At 60.6% G+C, this 17334-nt stretch carries 17 protein-coding genes; 9 read left to right on the top strand and 8 right to left on the bottom strand.

Features of this window, described 5'->3' with window-relative positions:
• Positions 1-15 precede the first annotated feature (15 nt).
• A complete protein-coding gene (locus DK871_RS14955) occupies positions 16-963 on the bottom strand; it encodes a LysR family transcriptional regulator (RefSeq protein ID WP_161905572.1) in 948 nt (315 codons plus the stop codon).
• 133 nt (positions 964-1096) lie between these two features.
• On the opposite strand from DK871_RS14955, the gene DK871_RS14950 reads away from it, so the two are divergent.
• A complete protein-coding gene (locus DK871_RS14950; RefSeq protein ID WP_161905571.1) occupies positions 1097-2614 on the top strand; it encodes a CoA-acylating methylmalonate-semialdehyde dehydrogenase in 1518 nt (505 codons plus the stop codon).
• 15 nt (positions 2615-2629) lie between these two features.
• Complete coding sequence (gene mmsB / locus DK871_RS14945; RefSeq protein ID WP_161905570.1) at positions 2630-3514, top strand: 3-hydroxyisobutyrate dehydrogenase; 885 nt, start codon at positions 2630-2632, stop codon at positions 3512-3514.
• A gap of 109 nt (positions 3515-3623) precedes the next feature.
• On the opposite strand, the gene DK871_RS14940 is transcribed toward mmsB, so the two are convergent.
• Complete coding sequence (locus DK871_RS14940; protein WP_003194115.1) at positions 3624-3968, bottom strand: cupin domain-containing protein; 345 nt, start codon at positions 3966-3968, stop codon at positions 3624-3626.
• 347 nt (positions 3969-4315) lie between these two features.
• Here DK871_RS14940 and kynB point away from each other — a divergent pair, with 347 nt between their 5' ends.
• Together kynB and kynA are read left to right on the top strand one after the other, a co-directional pair.
• Positions 4316-4966, top strand: a complete 651-nt coding sequence (gene kynB / locus DK871_RS14935; RefSeq protein ID WP_161905569.1) for an arylformamidase — start codon at positions 4316-4318, stop codon at positions 4964-4966.
• A complete protein-coding gene (gene kynA / locus DK871_RS14930; protein WP_161905568.1) occupies positions 4963-5835 on the top strand; it encodes a tryptophan 2,3-dioxygenase in 873 nt (290 codons plus the stop codon). Before kynB ends, kynA begins: the two co-directional genes overlap by 4 nt.
• A 145-nt stretch (positions 5836-5980) precedes the next feature.
• Here kynA and DK871_RS14925 read toward each other — a convergent pair whose 3' ends face one another.
• The 4 genes from DK871_RS14925 to antA form a co-directional block, all read right to left on the bottom strand.
• The gene (locus DK871_RS14925) at positions 5981-7381 is read right to left on the bottom strand and encodes an amino acid permease (protein ID WP_161905567.1); all 1401 of its coding nucleotides are present in this window, start codon (positions 7379-7381) and stop codon (positions 5981-5983) included.
• A 71-nt stretch (positions 7382-7452) separates the two neighbouring features.
• Positions 7453-8460 (bottom strand): anthranilate 1,2-dioxygenase electron transfer component AntC, encoded by a 1008-nt coding sequence (antC, locus tag DK871_RS14920; protein WP_161905566.1) that lies wholly within the window; start codon positions 8458-8460, stop codon positions 7453-7455.
• Between the two features lie 149 nt (positions 8461-8609).
• Positions 8610-9101, bottom strand: coding sequence for an anthranilate 1,2-dioxygenase small subunit (antB, locus tag DK871_RS14915; protein WP_034133666.1), 492 nt, complete (start codon positions 9099-9101; stop codon positions 8610-8612).
• Positions 9101-10492: an anthranilate 1,2-dioxygenase large subunit gene (antA, locus tag DK871_RS14910; RefSeq protein ID WP_161905565.1), complete on the bottom strand. Its 1392-nt coding sequence runs from the start codon at positions 10490-10492 to the stop codon at positions 9101-9103. Before antA ends, antB begins: the two co-directional genes overlap by 1 nt.
• A gap of 311 nt (positions 10493-10803) precedes the next feature.
• Between antA and DK871_RS14905 the strand changes: the two genes are divergently transcribed.
• Complete coding sequence (locus DK871_RS14905; protein WP_161905564.1) at positions 10804-11796, top strand: helix-turn-helix domain-containing protein; 993 nt, start codon at positions 10804-10806, stop codon at positions 11794-11796.
• A gap of 146 nt (positions 11797-11942) precedes the next feature.
• Here DK871_RS14905 and DK871_RS14900 read toward each other — a convergent pair whose 3' ends face one another.
• Positions 11943-12818: a LysR family transcriptional regulator gene (locus DK871_RS14900; RefSeq protein WP_161905563.1), complete on the bottom strand. Its 876-nt coding sequence runs from the start codon at positions 12816-12818 to the stop codon at positions 11943-11945.
• A 114-nt stretch (positions 12819-12932) separates the two neighbouring features.
• Between DK871_RS14900 and DK871_RS14895 the strand changes: the two genes are divergently transcribed.
• Genes DK871_RS14895 through catA form a run of 3 tightly spaced genes read left to right on the top strand, consistent with a single transcriptional unit; the run spans position 12933 to position 15332 of the window.
• Entirely contained in the window at positions 12933-14060 is a 1128-nt protein-coding gene (locus DK871_RS14895) for a muconate cycloisomerase family protein (protein ID WP_161905562.1), read from the top strand.
• 12 nt (positions 14061-14072) lie between these two features.
• Positions 14073-14363 (top strand): muconolactone Delta-isomerase, encoded by a 291-nt coding sequence (gene catC, locus DK871_RS14890; protein WP_161905561.1) that lies wholly within the window; start codon positions 14073-14075, stop codon positions 14361-14363.
• A gap of 39 nt (positions 14364-14402) precedes the next feature.
• Complete coding sequence (gene catA / locus DK871_RS14885) at positions 14403-15332, top strand: catechol 1,2-dioxygenase (RefSeq protein WP_032895323.1); 930 nt, start codon at positions 14403-14405, stop codon at positions 15330-15332.
• 94 nt (positions 15333-15426) lie between these two features.
• Here the strand turns inward: catA and DK871_RS14880 are convergent, their stop codons facing one another.
• Positions 15427-15900, bottom strand: a complete 474-nt coding sequence (locus DK871_RS14880) for an Lrp/AsnC family transcriptional regulator (protein ID WP_005791350.1) — start codon at positions 15898-15900, stop codon at positions 15427-15429.
• A gap of 144 nt (positions 15901-16044) precedes the next feature.
• Here DK871_RS14880 and kynU point away from each other — a divergent pair, with 144 nt between their 5' ends.
• A complete protein-coding gene (gene kynU / locus DK871_RS14875) occupies positions 16045-17295 on the top strand; it encodes a kynureninase (RefSeq protein WP_161905560.1) in 1251 nt (416 codons plus the stop codon).
• The last annotated feature ends 39 nt before the right edge of the window (positions 17296-17334 follow it).

Raw genomic sequence — 17334 nt, 5'->3', positions numbered from 1 at the left:
AGCCAGCTCCCACATTTAGTCTGCAAATCGCATTTCCCGCGTCTCTCCCATCAACAACCCTTGGTTCTGCTCCGTCACTTCCCGAATGTAATCCCACAACAACGTAATCCGCTTCAACTTCCTCAAATCCTCCCGGCAATACATCCAGAACTGCCGCGTAATCGCAATCTGCTCCCTCAGCACCGGTAACAAGCGCGGATCCTGCGCGGCCAGAAAGCACGGCAATATCGCCATCGACCGGCCTTGCTGGGCCGCCACGTACTGCGCGATCACGCTGGTACTGCGCAAACTGGCGCTGGCGCCGGGCACGACGTTGGCCAGGTACAGCAACTCCGAGCTGAAGGCCAGATCATCCACATAGCTGATAAACGGGTGCTCGGCCAAATCGGCAGGTTTGCCGATCGGCGGGTGTTGGTCCAGGTAGTCCTGGGTGGCGTACAGCTGCAATGTGTAGTCGCACAGTTTGCAGCACACATACGGCCCGTGTTCCGGGCGTTCCAGGGCGATGACGATGTCGGCTTCGCGCTTGGACAGGCTGATGAAGTGGGGCAGGGGCAGGATGTCCACCGAGATCGCAGGATAAGTGTCGACGAAATGGCTCAGTTGCGGGGTGACGAAAAAGCTGCCGAAGCCTTCGGTGCAGCCCATGCGCACATGGCCCGACAGTGCCACGCCGGAGCCTGACACCTGTTCGCAGGCCATGTGCAGCGTGCTTTCGATGGATTCGGCGTAGCCGAGCAAACGCTGGCCTTCGCTGGTGAGCACGAAGCCGTTGGTCCGGGATTTTTCGAACAGCAGCGTGCCGAGGGACACTTCCAGAGAGCTGATGCGCCGCGACACGGTGGTGTAGTCCACGGCCAGGCGTTTGGCGGCGACGCTGGCCTTGCGGGTGCGGGCCACTTCGAGGAAAAACTTCAGATCATCCCAATTCAGGGCGCCCAGGGAGGTGATGTTTTTTTGCATATTGGACCGGCTTTTATGTGCGTTCTTATTAGAGATTTGCACATCTATACTCCAAAAACAGTCCGAACGCCTCATTCTTCAAGGCGATTCAACGCCTTGGTTCTCTGCATAACTACAAGATTCTGGAGACCACATGAACGCATCTGCCGATATTTCCGTGCAACAGGTCAAGTTGCTGATCAACGGCGAGTGGGTCGAGTCCAAGACCACCGAGTGGCAAGACATCGTCAACCCCGCCACCCAGCAAGTGCTGGCCAAAGTCCCGTTTGCCACCGCCGATGAAGTCAACGCGGCCATCGACGCTGCCCATCAAGCGTTCCAGACCTGGAAACTCACGCCGATCGGTGCGCGCATGCGCATTATGCTCAAGCTGCAAGCCTTGATCCGCGAACATTCCAAGCGCATTGCTGTAGTCCTCAGCGCCGAGCAGGGCAAGACCATTGCCGATGCCGAGGGCGATATTTTCCGTGGCCTGGAAGTGGTGGAGCACGCCTGTTCCATCGGCACCCTGCAAATGGGCGAGTTCGCCGAGAACGTGGCCGGCGGCGTGGATACCTACACCCTGCGCCAGCCTATCGGCGTGTGCGCCGGCATTACCCCGTTCAACTTCCCGGCGATGATTCCGCTGTGGATGTTCCCGATGGCGATTGCCTGCGGTAACACCTTTGTACTCAAGCCTTCCGAGCAAGACCCGTTGTCGACCATGCTGCTGGTGGAGCTGGCGCTGGAAGCCGGTGTGCCAGCCGGCGTGCTCAACGTGGTGCATGGCGGCAAGAGCGTGGTGGATGCACTGTGCACTCACAAAGACATCAAGGCGGTGTCCTTCGTCGGTTCGACTGCCGTGGGCACCCACGTTTACGACCTGGCCGGCAAACACGGCAAGCGTGTGCAATCGATGATGGGCGCCAAGAACCATGCGGTGGTGCTGCCGGATGCCAACCGTGAACACACCCTCAACGCCCTGGTCGGCGCCGGTTTCGGCGCGGCTGGCCAGCGTTGCATGGCCACCTCGGTGGTGGTGCTGGTGGGCGCGTCCAAGCAGTGGCTGCCAGACCTCAAGGCGCTGGCACAAAAGCTCAAGGTCAATGCCGGCAGCGAAGCGGGCACGGATGTCGGCCCGGTGATCTCCAAGCGTGCCAAGGCACGTATCCTGGAGCTGATTGAAAGCGGTGTGAAGGAAGGCGCCAAGCTGGAGCTCGATGGCCGCGATATCAAGGTGCCGGGCTTTGAGCAAGGCAACTTTGTTGGCCCCACCCTGTTCTCGGGCGTGACCACCGACATGCGCATTTACACCGAAGAAATCTTCGGCCCGGTGCTGGTGGTGCTGGAAGTCGACACCCTCGATCAGGCCATCGCCCTGGTCAACGCCAACCCCTTCGGCAACGGCACGGGCCTGTTTACCCAGAGCGGTGCGGCGGCGCGTAAATTCCAGAGCGAGATCGATGTGGGCCAGGTCGGCATCAACATCCCGATTCCAGTGCCAGTGCCATTCTTCAGCTTCACCGGCTCGCGCGGTTCCAAGCTCGGCGACCTCGGCCCGTACGGCAAGCAAGTGGTGCAGTTCTACACCCAGACCAAAACCGTCACCAGCCGCTGGTTCGACGACAACACGGTCAACGATGGCGTCAACACCACCATCAACCTGCGCTGAACCTGGGAGACGACCATGAAGATTGCATTTATCGGCCTGGGCAACATGGGCGCGCCCATGGCCCGCAACCTGATCAAGGCTGGCCACGCGCTTAACCTGTTCGACCTGAACCAGGCCGTACTCAAGGAACTCGCCGAACTGGGCGGCACCATCAGCAGCTCACCGCGTGACGCCGCCCAAGGCGCCGAACTGGTGATTACCATGCTGCCGGCCGCCGCCCATGTACGCAGCGTGTGGCTCAATGAAGACGGCGTGCTCGCCGGCATCGGCAAAGGCGTGCCGGCGGTGGACTGCAGCACCATCGACCCGCAAACCATTCGTGATGTAGCGGCTGTGGCAGCCAAACAAGGCGTAGCAGTGGCCGATGCGCCGGTGTCCGGTGGCACCGGTGGTGCCCAGGCCGGGACGCTGACCTTCATGGTCGGCGCCAACCCGGAATTGTTCGCCACCCTGCAACCCGTGCTGGCGCAGATGGGCCGCAACATCGTGCACTGCGGTGATGTCGGCACCGGGCAAATCGCCAAGATCTGCAACAACCTGTTGCTCGGCATCAGCATGGTCGGTGTCAGCGAAGCCATGGCCCTGGGCGATGCACTTGGCATTGATACACAAGTGCTGGCCGGCATCATCAACAGCTCCACGGGGCGCTGCTGGAGTTCCGATACCTACAATCCTTGGCCAGGCGTGATCGAGACCGCGCCGTCATCACGTGGCTATACCGGTGGTTTTGGTGCCGACCTGATGCTCAAGGACCTGGGCCTGGCAACGGAAGCCGCACGCCAGGCACACCAGCCGGTGATCCTCGGTGCGGTGGCTCAGCAGTTGTACCAATCCATGAGCCAGCGTGGGGAAGGAGGTAAAGACTTCTCGGCGATCATCAACAGCTATCGCAAGCCGTAGGCGCGAGCTTGCTCGCGAAAAAGGTTAGAGCAACGCGTTCATCCTGGATGAGCGCGTTTTCGTTGACGATCTTCGCGAGCAAGCTCGCTCCTACAGGGACGGGGATGGGTCAGGCAAACACAAAATACTTACGCACCGTCTCGACCACTTCCCACGTCCCCTTCATCCCTGGCTCCACCACAAAGATATCCCCAGCCCGCAGGTGGATCGGCGCCATGCCTTCAGGCGTGATCACGCAGTAGCCTTCCTGGAAATGGCAGTATTCCCACTTCACGTATTCCACGTACCACTTGCCCGGCGTGCAGATCCAAGTACCCATGATTTTGCTGCCGTCTTCGCTGGTGTAGGCGTTGAGGTTGACGGTGTGCGGGTCGCCTTCGAGCTTTTCCCATTTGCAGGCATCCAGGACCGGCAGTGGGTGGGTGTCGCGCAGTACGGTGATGGGCTTGGACATGATGACTCCGAGGCAGGGAAGAGAAAGATGCACCCTAAGGCCTTGGGCGTTGCGCAGATGGTCTGAACTCGACATTGGGATGCCCAGAAGCGCAGTTCCCTGTGGGAGCCGGGCTTGCCCGCGATGACGGTGGCACAGCGAGCATCTCCATTGCCTGACACACCGCTATCGCTGGCAAGCCAGGCTCCCACAAGAGGTCGTGGCGTATCTGAGCGACAGATCTGTGCATCAAACCGAAGTTTCCTCGCAGTAACTGCGAAAGACTTCCCGTGGCGCGCCAGAATTCGCAAGAAAATTCAGAGCTGGCCCTCGTATCATTCACCTCAGTACCCCGTGAGAGCCTTGCAATGAACCCAATAAAAACGTGGTGGGATATCAGCCCGCCCTTGAGCACGGCCACCCCGACCTGGCCGGGCGATACGCCGTTTCAGGAAGAGCGTGTGTGGCAGTTCGGCCCGCAGTGCCCGGTGAATGTGGGGCGCGTGACCCTGTCGCCGCACACGGGCGCCCATGTGGACGCGCCGCTGCATTACAGCGCAGACGGTGCGCCGATTGGCGAGGTGTCACTGGACGTGTACATGGGCCCTTGCCGCGTGTTGCATTGCCTGGGCAGCGGCGCGTTGGTTGAGCCCCATCAGTTGCAAGGGCGTGTGGATAACGTGCCGGAGCGTGTGCTGCTGCGCACTTATCCACAAGCGCCGCTCACCGAATGGGATTCGAATTTCACCGCCATCGCCCCACAGACCATTGAGCTGCTGGCCAGCCTGGGGGTGCGCCTGATCGGAATCGATACGCCGTCTCTGGATCCGCAACAGTCCAAGACCATGGACTCCCACAACGCCGTGGCCCGCCATGGCATGGCGATCCTCGAAGGCATCGTGCTCGATGACGTACCGGAGGGCGACTATGAATTGATCGCGCTGCCGCTGCGCTTCGCCAACCTGGACGCGAGCCCTGTGCGCGCCATTCTCCGCCCGCTCAAGGAGCCCACGCGATGAGCCAATGTCCTTTCTCGCCAGACTATAAGCCTGCCGATAACCAACCCCCGGAAGAATGGCATAACGCCGAACTGAATTTCTCCGAGTCCATGAGCTATGGCGACTACCTGGACCTGGGCAAAGTCCTCAGCGCCCAGCACCCGCTGTCGCCGGACCATAACGAAATGCTCTTCATCATCCAGCACCAGACCTCGGAGCTGTGGATGAAGCTGATGCTCCACGAACTCAAGGCTGCCCGCGAACATGTGCGCCTGGGTGAGCTGCCGCCGGCGTTCAAGATGCTGGCGCGGGTGTCGCGCATCTTTGATCAACTGGTGCACGCCTGGGCGGTGCTGGCCACCATGACACCCTCGGAATACAAGGCGATTCGCCCGTTCCTGGGGCAGTCGTCGGGGTTCCAGTCGTTCCAGTACCGCGAGATCGAATTCATCCTGGGCAACAAAAGCCCGGCGCTGCTGCGGCCCCATGCCCATCGCCCGGAGTTGCTGCAGCAATTGCAGGTGGCGATTGCCACGCCGTCGCTCTATGACGAAGCGGTGAACCTGATGGTCAAGGCGGGGCTGGCGATTGATCCCAAACGCGCCGAACGCGACCCGACCGCAGCCACGGTGCACGATGAATCGGTGGAAGCGGCCTGGCGCGCGGTGTATCGCGACCCGAGCCGTTACTGGGATTTGTACCAGTTGGCCGAGAAATTTATCGACCTGGAAGATTCGTTCCGCCAGTGGCGCTTCCGGCATGTCACCACGGTGGAGCGCATCATCGGCTTCCAGCCGGGTACCGGCGGTACGGAAGGCGTGGGGTATTTGCGCAAGATGCTCGACACGGTGTTGTTCCCCGAACTGTGGCGAGTACGTTCCACCCTCTAAACAAAAAGCCCCGGATTACCGGGGCTTTTTTCTAGGTGAAATACAGTCAATTGTGGGAGCTGGCTTGCCTGCGATTGCGGTGTATCAGTCGGCTCATCCATTGGCTGACACGCCGCAATCGCGGGCAAGCCCGCTCCCACAGAGGTTACTGGGTTACTGCTACTTTCCCGTTTCTGATCCGAAACCGATAGGCGATGTAGATAATCCCCACCCACACCGGCATCGCATACACCGACTCGCGAATCCCCGGAATCGCCAGCATCACGGCGATGATCATCACCATGAACGCCAGGCACAGGTAGTTGCTGAACGGGAACCAGAAGGTCTTGAACGACGGCGTCACGCCTTGCTCGCCCATGGCCTTGCGGAACTTGATGTGGGTCAGGCTGATCAGCGCCCAGTTGATCATCAACGAGGCAACCACCAGCGCGAACAGCAACTCCAGCGCACTGTGCGGCGCGACGTAGTTGACCACCACGCACAACATCGTCACCAGCGCCGAAATCGCCAGCGCCCGCAGCGGCACGCCTTGTTTGTTGAGCTTCATCAGCGCCTTGGGCGCATCACCTTGTTCGGCCAGGCCGAACAGCATGCGGCTGTTGCAGTACACGCCGCTGTTGTACACCGACAACGCCGCGGTCAGCACCACGAAGTTGAGGATGTGGGCGGCGGTGTCGTTGCCGATCAGCGAGAAGATCTGCACAAACGGGCTGCCGCTGTAGGCATCGCCTGACGCGCCGAGGGTTTGCAGCAGTTGATCCCACGGGTACAGCGACAACAGTACGGTGAGGGCGCCGACGTAGAAGATCAGGATGCGGTACACCACCTGGTTGATCGCTTTGGGGATCACCTTGCGCGGCTCGCTGGCCTCGGCGGCAGTGATGCCGACCAGTTCCAGGCCACCGAAGGAGAACATGATGAAGGCCATCGACATCAACAGCCCCATGCCGCCATTGGGGAAGAACCCACCGTGGCTCCACAGGTTGCTGACCGACGCTTGCGGGCCGCCGGTGCCGCTGAACAGCAGGTAGCAGCCGAGCACGATCATGCCGACAATCGCCACCACCTTGATGATCGCAAACCAGAATTCGGCTTCACCGAAGAACTTCACGTTCAGGGTGTTGATCAGGTTCACCGCGACAAAGAACACCAGCGCGCTGACCCAGGTTGGAATCTCCGGCCACCAGAACTGGATGTACTTGCCCACCGCCGTCAACTCGGCCATGCCCACCAGCACGTAGAGTACCCAGTAGTTCCAGCCCGCCAGGAAGCCTGCGTAACCGCCCCAATATTTATGTGCGAAGTGGCTGAAGGACCCGGCCACCGGCTCTTCGACGATCATCTCGCCGAGCTGGCGCATGATCAGGAACGCGATAAACCCGGCCACCGCATAACCCAGGATCATCGACGGCCCTGCCGACTTGAGCACCCCGGCCGAGCCGAGGAACAAGCCTGTACCAATCGCCCCTCCCAAGGCGATCAGCTGAATGTGCCGGTTTTTCAGGCCTCGCTTGAGGCCCACCGGGTTAACCATGTCATCCGCCATTAACATTCCCTTCTACTTGTTTTTCTCAAGGGTGATTGCACGCCGCATCGGCCCCTCAGAACTGCTGAGGGTCAGATATTACTCTGGGTAAACTTTTCGTAATACAGCTGGACGCCATCAAGTGCCTGATCCGCCAGCCATTGTTGGATGGATTCGACCATTGGAGGGGGGCCGCATACGTACATATCCGCCGATGTGTCCCGCAATTCGGCCAGGTCGAAATGCTCGGTGAGGTAGCCGCGTTTGCCCGTCCACTCGGCGCAGGCGTCGCTCAGCACTTCGGTGTAGCGAAAGTGCGGGATTTTTGCCGCATACGCGTGGATACGCGCCGCTTCACATAAATCTTCGGCGCCGCGCACGCCGTAGTACAGGTGCACAGGTTGCGTGCAGCCGTTGACGGCCAGCTCATCAAGCATGCCCAGCAATGCCGACAACCCGGTGCCGCCCGCCACCAGTACCAACGGTTGGGTGACGTGCCGCAGATAAAAAGCACCCAAGGGCGCCTCCATCAGCATTTCATCCCCCACCTGGCAGCGTTCACGCAGGTAGTTGCTCATTACACCATCGGGCAGCAGGCGTACCAGAAACTGCAATTGACTGCCCGGCCGGTTGGCGAAGGAGTAGGAGCGCCAGCTATCGGTGCCGGGCACCGACAGACGCGCGTATTGGCCCGGCAAAAAATCCAGTGGCTGGTCCAGTTGCACCTGCAAAATGGCGGTGCTGGTGGATACCTGCTGCACCGCGCTCACCGTGCCGCGCACCTGCACGGGGCCTGGGGCGTTGCACAGGCTCGAATCGAAGTCGAAATAGAAGGTGGCGTCGGACTTCACCCGGGTCTGGCAACTGAGCATCTTGCGTTGTTGCAGGTCGAGGCTGGAGAGGGCTTCCTCGTCGACGTAGTCCTGGGTGTACTCGCCGGATTCGCAACGCCCCTGGCAGGTGCCGCACACGCCTTCGCGGCAATCGAGCGGGATCTTGATGCCGTTGCGCAGGGCCGCGTCCAACAGAATTTCATGGGCGCCCACCGGGAAGAACAGGGTTTTGCCATCGGCAAAGCTGAAGGCCACTTTGTGATTCATTCACATAACTCCGTGGATAAGTATGAACCCCTTGTAGGAGCGAGCTTGCTCGCGAAAAACCTCAACGATGACGCCGTGCATCCTGGATGCTCGCGGCGTACTTGCGTTTTTCGCGAGCAAGCTCGCTCCTACAGGGCAATGCACCACCGTTACAGGTGATAGAAATCCAACACTGAGTTGATGGTGTCGTTGAGCAGCAAGGCGTGCTTGCGCATGATCAGCCAGCTGTCGCCCGCAGGCTTGAGGCGGTACGTGGCATGCCCATAGAACTGCTCGGAGGTGGCCAGGCGATAAAACAACGTGTGCCAGTTCAAACGCACCTCCAACGTGCCGTCGGCCTGTTCGGCAATGCGTACGTTATTGATCAGGTGCAAGGTGCGCGGCATCGGCGTGGCGGAGGCGGCCTTGCCGGTGCGCAGGCGGAACACCCGGTCTTCCAGGCCCGAACGGTTGGCGTAGTAGATCAACGACATTTCGCGCTTGGGGTCTTGGGTGTAGACGTGTTCCGAGTCCCATTGCGGCAGGTGGAATTCGCTCTGCGGGTCGAACAACTGCACGTAGGCGTCCCAGTCCTGGGCATCGCACAGCTCGGACTTGCGGTAGAAGAACTGCTCGATCTGGTACTGCAATTGCGCATTCATCACTTCACCTCCCGCAGTGCCAGGGCTCGCTGGTCCAGACCCTTGAGCAGAAACTGCTGCCAGTTGCGATGCTGGTTGACGTACAAGCCTTCATGGGTGAATTCGGTGCCGGTCATCGCCGGTTGGATACCGATGGCCTCGCTGTTGGGCGTCGGCCCGGTCTCCCAACGATGGCTGCCCCGTGAGATGTCGCTCCAGCGCTCCAGGCGGCCCTGAAAGCCGCGCTGGGCTTCGCGAAACTCCACCAGGTCATCGGGCGTGCCCATGCCTGAAACGTTGAAGAAGTCTTCGAACTGACGAATCCGGTTTTCGCGGTCGGCGTCGGACTCGCCCTTAACGCCCAGGCACTGGCTGATGATCTCGGTTTTGTTCCAGGCCACCGGGCGGATGATGCGCAACTGCGAACTGATCTGGTCGAGGAAAAACAGGCTGGGGTAGATGTTCAGGTTGCGCAGGCGGTGCATCATCCACTCGGCCTTCTGCTGGCCGTGTTCTTCTACCAGGCGCGGCATGATGGTGGCGTAGCCGGAGCGTACGCTGGGGTTGGGCATGTCGCTGAACAGCACGCTGTGGCCGTTGTTGAAGGCGAACCAGCCGTCGTCGGTATTCGCGTCACCGGCGCCGAGCTTGCTGTAGTCCAGCGTGGTGCTGGAACCCGTGCCGTTTTCGGTGTTGACCTGCTGGCGATGTTGCACGGTGGCTACGTAGTTGTAGTGCACGGTGCTGACGTGATAACCGTCCAGGCCGTTTTCGTTTTGCAGCTTCCAATTGCCGTCGTAGGTGTAGGCGGACTTGCCCGGCAGCACCTCCAACTCACCGGTGGCCGATTGCGCCACCATCATGTCGAAGAACACTTTGGCATCGCCCAGGAAGTCCTCCAGGCTGTTGGTGCCGTTCACGTCCAGGCTGATAAACACAAAGCCCTTGTAGCTTTCGATACGCGCTTTTTTCAGGCCGCGGGTGGCCTTGTCGAAACCTTCCGGGTATTCCCCCGGCGCCTTGACCTTTACCAGTCGGCCATCGCTCTTGTAGCACCAGGCGTGGAACGGGCAGGTGAAGGTGGACTGGTTGCCCTTGCCCACGCGGGTGAGGGTGGTACCGCGATGCTGGCAGGCGTTGATCAACGCGTTGAGCCGGCCTTCGCCGTCACGGGTAATGATCATCGGCTGGCGCCCGGCGCGCATCGTCACGAAGTCGTGGTTATTGGCCAGTTCGCTTTCGTGGCAGGCGTAGATCCAGTTCTTCTCGAAGATCAGCTCCATCTCCAGGTCAAACAACTCGGGCTCGGTGAACATGTCCCGGGCGATGCGGAACACTGCATCCGCCGGGCGAAAGTCCAGGCAGCTTTCGATAAAGGCTTTCCACTGCTCGACGGTTCTTGCACCACTCATGGGAGGCACCTTTTGATCATGGCTAAACGGTGAGCCATTAAGCGGCTGCGATGCGGTGGCGGGCTATCCGCTTAATGGGGGAACGTAGGCCGCAAAGTTGGGCAGCAAATACCCATGGCGGTGCGCGCCGGTGACGGCATGCGCTACTGTGATGGCAGGCGATGGTGGTAAAACCTTGGGGTTTATCCACATAGTCGACTGTTGCTATCCACCCAGTGAGCACTGCGCTGGCGTGGCCTGGAACTTGCTGTCGAGGTTCAACGACGCGCCGTCAGAGCGCGCAAACGCCTAACCGCCGTGGGTGCACCCTGATGACTAGTCAGACACGCGATATTCATATTCAACGCTTCGACCTGGAAGGCGCGCGCAGCTGGATGTCCGGCATCTGCGGGCCCCATCGCCTGGCGACGGCCACCCCCGAGCGCCTGCGCTTTCACCACAGCGCCAACGTGTTCAAATCCCGCGCCACCACCCTGGGCGTGATCGAGTACGGCACCGACGTGACCATCGACATCGAAGACGCCGAGCACTTTCGCAGCTACAGTTTGAGCCTGCCGTTGGTGGGCGAGCAGGAGCTGAGCAAGAACGGCGAGCGTCTCAGCTCCAACCGCGATCAGGGCGTGATCATTTCACCCAATGAGCATCAGGTGCTGGCGATTTCCGGTGATTGCCGCAAGTTGCAGGTGGTGATCACCCGCGCGGCGATGAGCGAGTCGCTGGAAGGTTTGCTGCAACGGCCCATCGATGCACCGCTGCGCTTTGAGTCGGTGATGGATGCGGTGGACGGGGCCCCGGCCTCGTGGTGGCGCATGGCGCGTTACTTCATCGCCGAACTGGAATGCAGCAGCGAACTGTACGAACAGGCGGCGTTTACTCGCGACCTGGAAAGCTCGCTGATCAAGGGCCTGATCCTGGCGCAACCGAATAACTACTCCGAAGAACTGCGCGACGTGCTGGGGGTGAAACTGCCGCACTACCTGATCCGCGCGCGGCAATTTATCCATGACAACGCCCGTGAAGCGCTGCACCTGGAAGACCTGGAAGCGGCGGCGGGGGTGTCGCGGTTCAAACTGTTCGATGCGTTTCGCAAGTACTTCGCGCTGTCGCCCATGGCGTATCTGAAGAAGCATCGGTTGGGGGCGGTGCGCCAGGAGATTCTGGAACAGGGCTCGATCCGCACCATCTCTGAAATCGCCCTGGGTTGGGGGTTTACGCATTTGGGGCGGTTTTCGGCGGAGTACCGCAAGCTGTTCGATGAATCGCCCAGCCAGACATTGCAGCGCAAGCGCCTGCGCAGCCTCTGAAACCAAATGTAGGAGCGAGGGGGACGCCTAGTTCTTGCTCGCGAAAAACGTCAACGATAACGCGTGCTTGCTGAATGAACGCGGTGCCTGTGAGTTTTTCGCGAGCAAGCTCGCTCCTACAAGGGAATTGCGGTGTTTGGGAAAATTCAGATCAACTCTTCAACCAGTTGCAGGCAATGAGTCAGCCCCGGCGACCGGTCATTCACCCGCCGGCTGAGGATGATCGGCGAACTCGCCGTCGTCTCCACCACCGGCGTATAGCCAATATCCGCCCGATGCAGCACCTGCACCGACGCCGGCACCAGCGTCACACCCATGCCTGCACCCACCAGGCCGATAGCGGTCTGCAATTCGTTGGTCCACTGCACCACCTTCAGGCTCAAGCCATGGGCGTCGAACAGCGCGATCACATGGTCGGCATAACTGGGGCGCGGGTTGCCGGGGTAGAGCACAAAGGGTTCGGCGGCCAACTGGGCGAGGGTGGCCGGGGCGTCCAACAACGGGTGACCGCTGGGCAGCACTGCCACCAGACGGTCTTCCACCAATACACGCTGGACGATGGCCGGGTCGTCGATGCGAATACGCCCGAAACCCACGTCAATGCGCCCGGCCTTGAGCGCTTCGACCTGCTGCAAGGTGGTCATCTCCGACAAACCCAACTCAAGCTCCAGCGCTTCGTGAGTGCGCAGGCGCCGAATCAATTCCGGCAGCACGCCGTACAAGGTCGAAGGCGCAAAGCCGATACCCAGCCAGGTTTTCTCGCCTTGGCCAATGCGCCGGGTGTTGTCGCAGACCTTGCCCAGTTGTTCGAGCAACACATTGGCATGCTCATAGAAAAACCGCCCGGCCTCGGTCAGGCGCAAGGGGCGGCTGCGTTCCAGCAACACCACCCCGAGTTCATCCTCCAGTTGCTGGATCTGCCGGCTCAACGGCGGCTGGGCGATGTGCAAGCGTTCGGCGGCGCGGGTGAAGTTGAGGGTCTCGCCCAACACCTGGAAGTAGCGCAGGTGACGCAGTTCCATATCGACTCCTTTTATACCTTGAGGGTATTGCTTGAGACCAATTCTATATTGGAAGCCCGAAAAAATGCGGCACAGAATCGGCGCAAATCTATAAAGAACCCAGCGGGTATTGCCATGCCGATTTGCGCCATCGAGTCGATCGAAACCATCATCGTCGATCTGCCCACCATTCGCCCGCACAAGCTGGCAATGCATACGATGCAAAACCAGACCCTCGTCATCATCCGCCTGCGTTGCACCGACGGCATCGAAGGCATCGGTGAAGCCACCACCATCGGTGGCCTGAGTTACGGCAACGAGAGTCCCGACAGCATCAAGGTCAACATCGACCGCCACTTCGCGCCGCTGCTGATCGGCCAGGACGCGAGTAACGTCAATGCCGCCATGTTGCGCCTGGAGCGTAGTATTCGCGGCAACACCTTTGCCAAGTCCGGTATCGAAAGCGCCTTGCTCGACGCCCTCGGCAAACGCCTCGGGCTGCCGATCAGCGAGCTGCTTGGCGGGCGTGTGCGTGATGCGTTGCCGGTGGCCTGGACCCTGGCCAGCGGTAATACCGAACAAGACATCAACGAGGCCGAGAAGATGCTCGACCTGCGCCGTCACCGCCTCTTCAAATTGAAGATCGGCGCGGGCGAGGTCGACCGCGACCTGGCCCATGTGATCGCGATCAAAAAAGCCCTGGGTGAACGCGCCAGTGTGCGCGTTGACGTCAACCAGGCCTGGGATGAAGCCGTGGCCCTGCGGGCGTGCAAGGTGCTCGGCGACCACGGTATTGACCTGATCGAACAACCGATCTCACGCAATAACCGTGGCGGCATGGCCCGGCTCAACCTGTCGAGCCCGGTGCCGATCATGGCCGATGAGTCCATCGAATGCGTCGAAGACGCCTTCAACCTGGCGCGTGAAGGTGCGGCCACGGTGTTCGCCCTCAAGATCGCCAAAAACGGCGGCCCTCGCGCCGTGTTGCGCACGGCGGCGATTGCCGAAGCGGCTGGCATCGGCCTGTACGGCGGTACCATGCTTGAAGGTGGCATTGGCACCCTGGCCTCGGCCCATGCCTTTCTCACGCTGAACACCCTGGCGTGGGGCACCGAATTGTTCGGCCCGCTGCTGCTTACCGAAGACATCCTCACCGAGCCACCGGTGTACCGCGATTTCCAGCTGCATGTGTCCACTGCGCCGGGCCTGGGCCTGACGCTTGATGAAGAGCGCCTGGCGTTCTTTCGCCGTGACAAACACTAAGAGGCCCTTGCCATGTTGTTCCACGTAAAAATGACCGTGAACCTGCCCCTCGACATGCACCCCGAGCGCGCTGCCAGCCTCAAGGCCGAGGAAAAAGCCTTGGCGCAACGCCTGCAAGAGGAGGGCAAATGGCGCCACCTTTGGCGCATTGCCGGGCACTACGCTAACTACAGCGTGTTCGATGTCGATAGCGTGCAGGACCTGCACGACCTGCTGATGCAACTGCCGTTGTTCCCCTACATGGCCATCGAAGTGAATGCGCTGTGCCGCCATCCGTCGTCGATCCATGCGGGCGACCGCTGAGCCGACTTGCACCTATAACTACAAGATGAGGAATGCACCATGTCCATCCGCCTGTCCCAGACTGCCCACGCCCAACAGTTTCTCGAAGAAGCCAGCGGTAACCTCAATGACGCGGGCAACCCACGCACCAAGGCGCTGATCTATCGGATCCTGCGCGACACCGTGAACATCATCGAAGACCTGGAAGTGACCCCGGAAGAGTTCTGGAAGGCGGTCAATTACCTCAATGAACTGGGCAAAAACCAGGAGGCTGGCCTGCTCGCCGCCGGCTTGGGCCTGGAGCATTACCTGGACCTGTTGATGGACGCCGCCGACGAGCAGGCCGGCAAGTCGGGCGGCACGCCGCGCACCATCGAAGGCCCGTTGTACGTGGCCGGTGCGCCGCTGTCCAAGTACGAGGCACGGCTGGATGATGGCAAGGACGACGCGGTGCCGTTGTTCATGCGCGGCCAAGTACGCGATACCGAGGGCAAGCCGTTGGCAGGGGCGATTGTGGATGTGTGGCAGGCCAACACGGGCGGGACCTATTCGTGGTTCGACCCGAATCAGTCTGAGTTCAACCTGCGCCGGCGCATCGAGACCGACGCCCAGGGCAACTACCGTTTTCGCAGCATCGTGCCTTCGGGCTACGGCTGCCCACCGAGCGGGCCGACGCAACAGTTGCTCGACCAACTGGGGCGCCATGGGCAGCGGCCGGCGCATATCCACTTCTTCATCTCGGCGCCGGGGCACCGGCACCTGACCACGCAGATCAACCTGTCGGATGACCCGTACCTGCACGATGACTTTGCCTATGCCACCCGGGATGAACTGATTGCCGAGATTCGCTTCAGCGACGACCCACAACTGGCGCGCGAATTTGGCGTGCAAGGGCGGTTTGCGCAGATTGATTTTGACTTTGAGTTGCAGGTGGCGGATGCGCCAATAGAGCAGCAGCGCATGCAACGAGTGCGTGCTCTGGAAGACTGATCTGTGGGAGCTGGCTTGCCTGCGATAGCGGTGGAACATTCACCACCGCTATCGCAGGCAAGCCAGCTCCCACATTGGTTTTGGGGTGTTTGTGTTATTTGCGCACGACCAGGTCCAACACCTCATCCCGGTCCTTGATCTTCTGCAGCACAATCTCCGAACGGATATCCATCACCCCCGCCGTGCGGTTCAGGTGATTCACGATAAAGTCCGAGAAGTGCTTGAGGTTGCGCGCCTGCACTCGCAGCACATAATTGCTGGCGCCGGTGATCACATAGGCGCTCGCCACCTCCGGCCAGCCTTGCACCTTCTTGATGAACGTCTCATGCCAGTCCTCGATATCCTGGCGCAGCGACAGGTGCACGATGGCTTCAAGCTCGATTCCCAGCTGCTCGGCATTCAATACCGCGCGGTAACCGCTGATGATTCCCTCGCTCTCCAGCAGGCGCAAACGGCGCAGGCATGCAGACGGCGACAGCGCGACTTTTTCCGCCAGTTCCTGGTTGCTGATGCGGCCATCCTGTTGCAAAAAATGCAGGAGGCGCAGGTCGGTGGCGTCGAGAATCATGCTTGGAAGATATCCGCGTGTTTGGAGGTTTAATTCGAATTTCCTACAGCTTAAATAGCCGTTTACCCACCACTTTGCACGAAAATTCTCTAAAAGTTCGTTCATTATTTGGTCCATCCTCACCTATAAAAATCAGGACGACCCATGACCACTAAAAGCCATTGCCAAGCCCTCGACGCCCAGGACCCGTTGGCCCCCCTGCGTGCCCAGTTCGCCTTGCCTGAGGGCGTGATCTACCTCGACGGCAACTCCCTCGGCGCGCGCCCGGTGGCGGCGCTGGAGCGGGCACAACAGGTGATCGCCGAAGAGTGGGGCAATGGCCTGATTCGTAGCTGGAACAGCGCCGGCTGGGCGGATTTGTCCCAGCGCCTGGGCAATCGCCTGGCGCCATTGATCGGTGCGCGTGACGGCGAGGTGGTGATCACCGATACCACCTCGATCAACCTGTTCAAAGTGCTCAGCGCCGCCTTGAGTGTGCAGCGCCAGCGTAAGCCGGCGCGTAAGGTCATCGTCAGTGAAGCGAGCAATTTCCCGACCGATTTGTATATCGCCGAAGGCTTGGCCGAACTGCTGCAACAAGGCTATTCCCTGCGCCTGGTGAACAGCCCGGCCGAACTGCCCCAGGCCATCGATGCAGACGTGGCGGTGGTGATGCTCACCCACGTCAACTACAAGACCGGCTACATGTACGACATGGCGGCACTGACCGCACTGAGCCACGAGTGCGGCGCGCTGAGCATCTGGGACCTGGCGCATTCAGCGGGCGCGGTGCCTGTCGACTTGCACCAGGCCAATGCGGATTATGCGATTGGCTGCACTTACAAATACCTCAACGGCGGCCCGGGCTCCCAGGCGTTTGTGTGGGTCAACCCGGCGTTGGTTGACGTGGTGCGCCAGCCGTTATCCGGATGGTTCGGGCATACCCGGCAGTTCGCCATGGAGTCCACCTACGCCCCCAGCGCCGGCATTGGTCGCTACCTGTGCGGTACTCAGCCGATTACCTCGCTCGCCATGGTGGAATGCGGCCTGGAGATCTTTGCCCAGACCGACATGGCCCGCCTGCGGACTAAATCCCTGGCCTTGACCGACCTGTTCATCGCGTTGGTCGAAAGCCGCTGCGCCGCCCACGGCCTGGAGCTGATCACCCCGCGTGAACACGCCCGGCGCGGCAGCCACGTCAGCTTTGAACACCCCGAAGGCTACGCGGTGATCCAGGCCTTGATCGCCCGAGGCGTGATCGGCGATTACCGTGAACCACGGATCATGCGCTTTGGCTTCACGCCTTTGTACACAAGCTTTACCGAGGTATGGGACGCCGTGGAAATCCTCGGTGAAATTCTCGACAAGCGCACCTGGGACCAGGCGCAATTCAAAGTGCGCAACAGCGTCACTTAAGAGCAACACAGATCAAATGTGGGAGCTGGCTTGCCTGCG

The sequence above is a fragment of the Pseudomonas sp. L13 genome (genome assembly GCF_009935965.1).
Lineage (GTDB): Bacteria > Pseudomonadota > Gammaproteobacteria > Pseudomonadales > Pseudomonadaceae > Aquipseudomonas > Aquipseudomonas lactis.
The sequence above is the reverse complement of the archived record's forward strand: the minus strand, read 5'-3'. Positions and strand labels throughout refer to the sequence as shown.